This window comes from Methanorbis rubei (genome assembly GCF_032714495.1).
Taxonomy (GTDB): domain Archaea; phylum Halobacteriota; class Methanomicrobia; order Methanomicrobiales; family Methanocorpusculaceae; genus Methanocorpusculum; species Methanocorpusculum rubei.
Genome location: NZ_JAWDKB010000012.1, coordinates 1 through 4,204 on the forward strand (window position 1 = coordinate 1; position 4,204 = coordinate 4,204).

The 4,204-nt window shown below is 48.5% G+C and carries 5 protein-coding genes and 1 tRNA gene; 1 reads left to right on the forward strand and 5 read right to left on the reverse strand.

The features are described 5' to 3' along the window. Nucleotides 1-214 (forward strand): hypothetical protein (locus tag McpCs1_RS09240; protein ID WP_338096966.1); only part of this gene is annotated, 214 nt, incomplete at its 5' end. Between the two features lie 387 nt (nt 215-601). Here the strand turns inward: McpCs1_RS09240 and McpCs1_RS09245 are convergent. From McpCs1_RS09245 to McpCs1_RS09265, 5 genes are all read right to left on the reverse strand, one after another. Beyond that, nucleotides 602-1,324 carry a thymidylate synthase gene (locus McpCs1_RS09245; protein ID WP_338096967.1) on the reverse strand — a complete coding sequence of 241 codons (723 nt, stop codon included), beginning with the start codon at nt 1,322-1,324 and terminating at the stop codon, nt 602-604. A gap of 51 nt (nt 1,325-1,375) precedes the next feature. Further along, nucleotides 1,376-1,448, reverse strand: a tRNA-Gln gene (locus McpCs1_RS09250). Between the two features lie 101 nt (nt 1,449-1,549). Next, nucleotides 1,550-2,290 (reverse strand): DUF1614 domain-containing protein, encoded by a 741-nt coding sequence (locus McpCs1_RS09255; protein ID WP_338096968.1) that lies wholly within the window; start codon nt 2,288-2,290, stop codon nt 1,550-1,552. 33 nt (nt 2,291-2,323) lie between these two features. Then, a complete protein-coding gene (locus McpCs1_RS09260; protein WP_338096969.1) occupies nt 2,324-2,926 on the reverse strand; it encodes a fibrillarin-like rRNA/tRNA 2'-O-methyltransferase in 603 nt (200 codons plus the stop codon). Beyond that, nucleotides 2,923-3,768 (reverse strand): NOP5/NOP56 family protein, encoded by an 846-nt coding sequence (locus McpCs1_RS09265; RefSeq protein WP_338096970.1) that lies wholly within the window; start codon nt 3,766-3,768, stop codon nt 2,923-2,925. The genes McpCs1_RS09260 and McpCs1_RS09265 overlap by 4 nt, the downstream gene beginning before the upstream one ends. Nucleotides 3,769-4,204 lie beyond the last annotated feature (436 nt).

Genomic DNA, 4,204 nt, shown 5'->3' on the forward strand with positions numbered 1-4,204 from the left:
CTACTACTACTACTACTACTACTACTACTACTACTACTACTACTACTACTACTACTACTACTACTACTACTACTACTACTACTACTACTACTACTACTACTACTACTACTACTATGTACTGTACTTCAAAGTACAGTACAGTAAGAAAAGAAGAGGACTTATTCTATTTTTGCAAGCGAGAATTACGCAATCTGACGTCACAAAAAGAAGTTGATTCTTTTTTTCGAAAAAGTAAGCGAACAAACAATTCAATCGCTCACTTACTTTTCAGAAAAAAAGGAGCTAAATTTTTTTAACAACATCATAAATTCCACCTAAATTCCTATTTGATAAATAGCAAAACCTAATTTGTGACCAATAATTACTTATCTCTACAGAGAACACAAGTAGGATAACCGGTGGATCATCATCGGCCGAAGTAGCGGCATACATCTCATTTTATTCTATACCTCATACCCAAATCACCGGGTAGAGTAACATGATAGAACTCCCCACGTCGCCCCCGACATACATTAAATGGGATGTATGCACCCGGACATTTGACTCAAATGTCCGGAACATTGCCATCTTCACAGCTCTTTTCAAAAAAATTAAAAAAAAATTATCGCCGTGCCAGAGCACATCCGCCGCACGCCCGGCAGACATCCTCGCTCGGCGTAAACGCAGACCCTTTCTGACAGAACGGCGGAATATCCGCCGCATCACGTCTGAAATAAATATGCGGCACCAGAGAAATATGCGTGTATGACCCAACCAAAACCCCTACCTCGCCTGCGATAAACTCCTGAAGCTTTGCCAGAGCAAACATATTCGCTCCCGCAGCAGACAACATATCATTACTCCGGAACACCACCTTCATATCAAGCCGGCCGCCTCTCACCACGCACTGAACCAGTTGAAGACACGGACAGTCCCCAAGCTTCCCGTCAACCGGTGGGCACCACGTAACACCCACCGCACGGCGTGACTCAGGGTTTTCCTTCAGCTTCTCAATAATATACCTGACCTGATCGGTGTGGATCTCCCCCGATTCATCAGAAAACCCGCATCCCCAGTCAAACAGCCGACCGTGATAATCGTACTCAAACACCGCATCTGACCCGAACAAAAGATTGTGGGCATACGACTCAAGAAACGCCTCGCGAAACCGCGAGCTGGAGGACGCCATCGGTGACTCGAACGGGGTCTCAACTCTCAGACAAACCTCATCCGTCTCAACCGTATCCTCCCCGTTCTCAGTTCGCAGAAAGTCTCCCTCCTGCAAAATATACCGGACAACTAACTCATGAGCACGCCCCAGACTCGGCGCACGAATAACCTTCATAGCATAACATTGTGCTTTGAAGAATAATATAATAACAGTAATAAAAACGAGTAGCCCGTAGCAGATTCGAACTGCTGTCGGAGGATCCAGAGTCCCCCATGATTGACCACTACACTAACGGGCTATATTGCCTTACTAAATACGCATTAACCCTTAATTAACATAACGATATTTTATCGAACACAACTCTGATGTCACACCCAATCCCCTCGAAATCAAAAAAGATCAAAACGACGCCAGAAGCGCCGCAATAATCCCTGTCAGAAAAATCCCGTCAAATGTACCGGCTCCGCCAATCGAAAGCATCCCTGCACCCTCATCATATACTTCCCTGAGGTGTAGCAGATCTGCACCAACCAATGTCCCAAACGTTCCCGCAACAAATCCCATAATTGCCGCAGGCAGCCCGAACCCACCGCAGAGAATCAGAGAAACCGCAACCGTCACCAGCGGCGGAACAAAAAACGGCGTTGCAATACCAATCCCCCGCACAGGCCGAGCCGCCAGATACACCACCAACGTCACAATACCGACCGCCGCAAGCATCCGAACCAAAAACCATGCATCGGTCTGCACAAAACCAAACACCACCAGACCAACAAGGTAGACCGAAATCAGAACAGGCACCACAGCTCCCCCCACATTCACCGAAATATCCATACCCCGCCGCTCTTCGACCGGCCAGCGGTCGGTCCGGTACATCGTATCATACATTGACGGCGCATACTGCCCGCTGGGTTTTCTCGTCCGCTCCTCCTTCGGATGCATCGTGTACAACGGAATATTCACAAAACTTCCCACAACAATCAGAATCAGCAGACCCACAATCACCCAGAAGCTGAATCCCAGATGAGAAAGTGCCGCACCAATAATTCCCAGAAACAGCAGAGGAAGACCGACAACAATCAGCAGAATCAGTCCCAGCAAAAGCCAGACAGACAGCGGACTAAACACAAACCGACTCATACCAGTACCTGCGTCAAAAACATATAAAATCCTTCACAACCGCTCGCACACAATCGCCGCATGGTCAGCATGGTACGGCGAAAGCCACAGAGATTTTTGAACCCGAAGTCCTGCACGCGACAGTTCCTCGCACGTATCAGCAAAAACTTCCTCAGGACTCTTTCTGATGTCGACACTTCGCGTCTTCAGCATCAGAATCAACACTCCGCCTTTCTTCAAAAACGGCAGATGTTTGATCGCAATGCCAGCCTGATTCGGCTGGGCAACATCCTGATAAATAATATCAGCCGCTTCAAGAAGCGGAGCATACCTCTGCGGCTGTGTTGCATCCGCAAAGATTGGCACGATATTTTTTCGCTTCCTTGCAACCATCAGAAGATCCTGCATCGGTCGCGGGGCAAACTCTACCGCATACACAGATTCCACATAATCTGCCACATGCGAAACGGTCGTTCCGTTCGCCGCACCAAGATACAGAACAACGGCGTCCGAAGAAAGATCCGTGGACTTGTCCAGATACCAGAGTGCCGACAACTTGCTCCGGTACGGATCCCACACCCGATGTCCGCCAACCATCCGTTCGCCGTACACGCCGCCTTCGCCGGCTGACACCAGTGTTCCGTCAATTGAGATCATTTCTCCGCCTCCATCAGACGATCGATCTTCGCGTTTGCTTCGTCAACAAACTTCGCATCAAGCTCTCCCCGATAGTAATCCAGTCTGGCTGCGATCACCAGTTTTGCTGCAAGTGCTCTTGCTACATGACCGCGGACTTCACGGGGAGCGTTGTGAACACGCCGGTGCTGAAACATAATGCCGTGTTTCGGCGAGGGCGATCCGGTACGGATGTGAGAGAAGAGTGCTCCTTCGGCTCCGATTACCTGCATTGATGAACCGGGCATTTTTGCGGCAGCCGCGAGGCTGCCGGTACGCGACACGAGGCGGGCGGCCACGAGGCCGCCCACCAGAGCACTCATGTTGGGAATTACTGAGACTGCAATCCGCGAAACTTCCTTCATCAGATTTGTTCTGGCATTTGACATCGACAGAATTTCTCTGGCAATTTTTTTCATCGATTCAGTCCCGTTTTTTCCAATCATCGGCAGAAGTTTTGCGGCTCCGGCCGCGGACCCGCGGTACTTGCGGGAAAATGCAGGAGTGATTGAGATGTACCAGTCGATCAGCCGTTCAGTGAGGAGGTTGATCACGGTGTCCATTTCGTCGAGTGTTCTGACCATCTGAAGCAGTTCAACGTCTTTTTCCTGTGAACATGCGGCAATACCTTCCTCGGACATGTGTATTGTGGAGCGGCAGAGGGTTTCGATGTAGTCGTGCCGGTTTTTTACCAGACCGAGTTGCTGTGCCTGTTTCCAGTCGCAAGGAACATATTTTGTCATATCAGTTTTTGCCGTGCGAATTCGTGCGGCAACTTCTGCGGGGTCTGTTGAGATGTCGGTTCCCGACCCGTACCAGTACATATATTATAGTGTGGTCTGGGTCGGGATATAAGTATGCGGGCTGGTTTTGGATTCGTAGGATTCAATATTTTGTGTCTGAAATTGGCGGTGCTTACCACGTACTTTTGCTACGATTGGGCGTTGTTCGTGTAGAGGCATTTCGTTGATTGTAGAAGAGGATTGAGATCTATTTTTTATGGATTTTGTGTGGGGATTTTAGTAGGGATGTAGGATAAATGCTTTGTTTGTTGCTGTGAGAGATCGTTTTTATTCTGGGATTGTAAGTTATTGTGTAATTTGTGTAGTAGTTCGAGAAAAGGTCACTTCCTCACTTAGGAGGAATTAAATTTGAACAAAAACATGAAAATTATGGCGCTTCTGGCTGTAGTTCTTTCATTCGCACTGTTAATGGGCGCAGCATCTGCGGCAAACACCACGCTTTCCACTGATGCAGTAA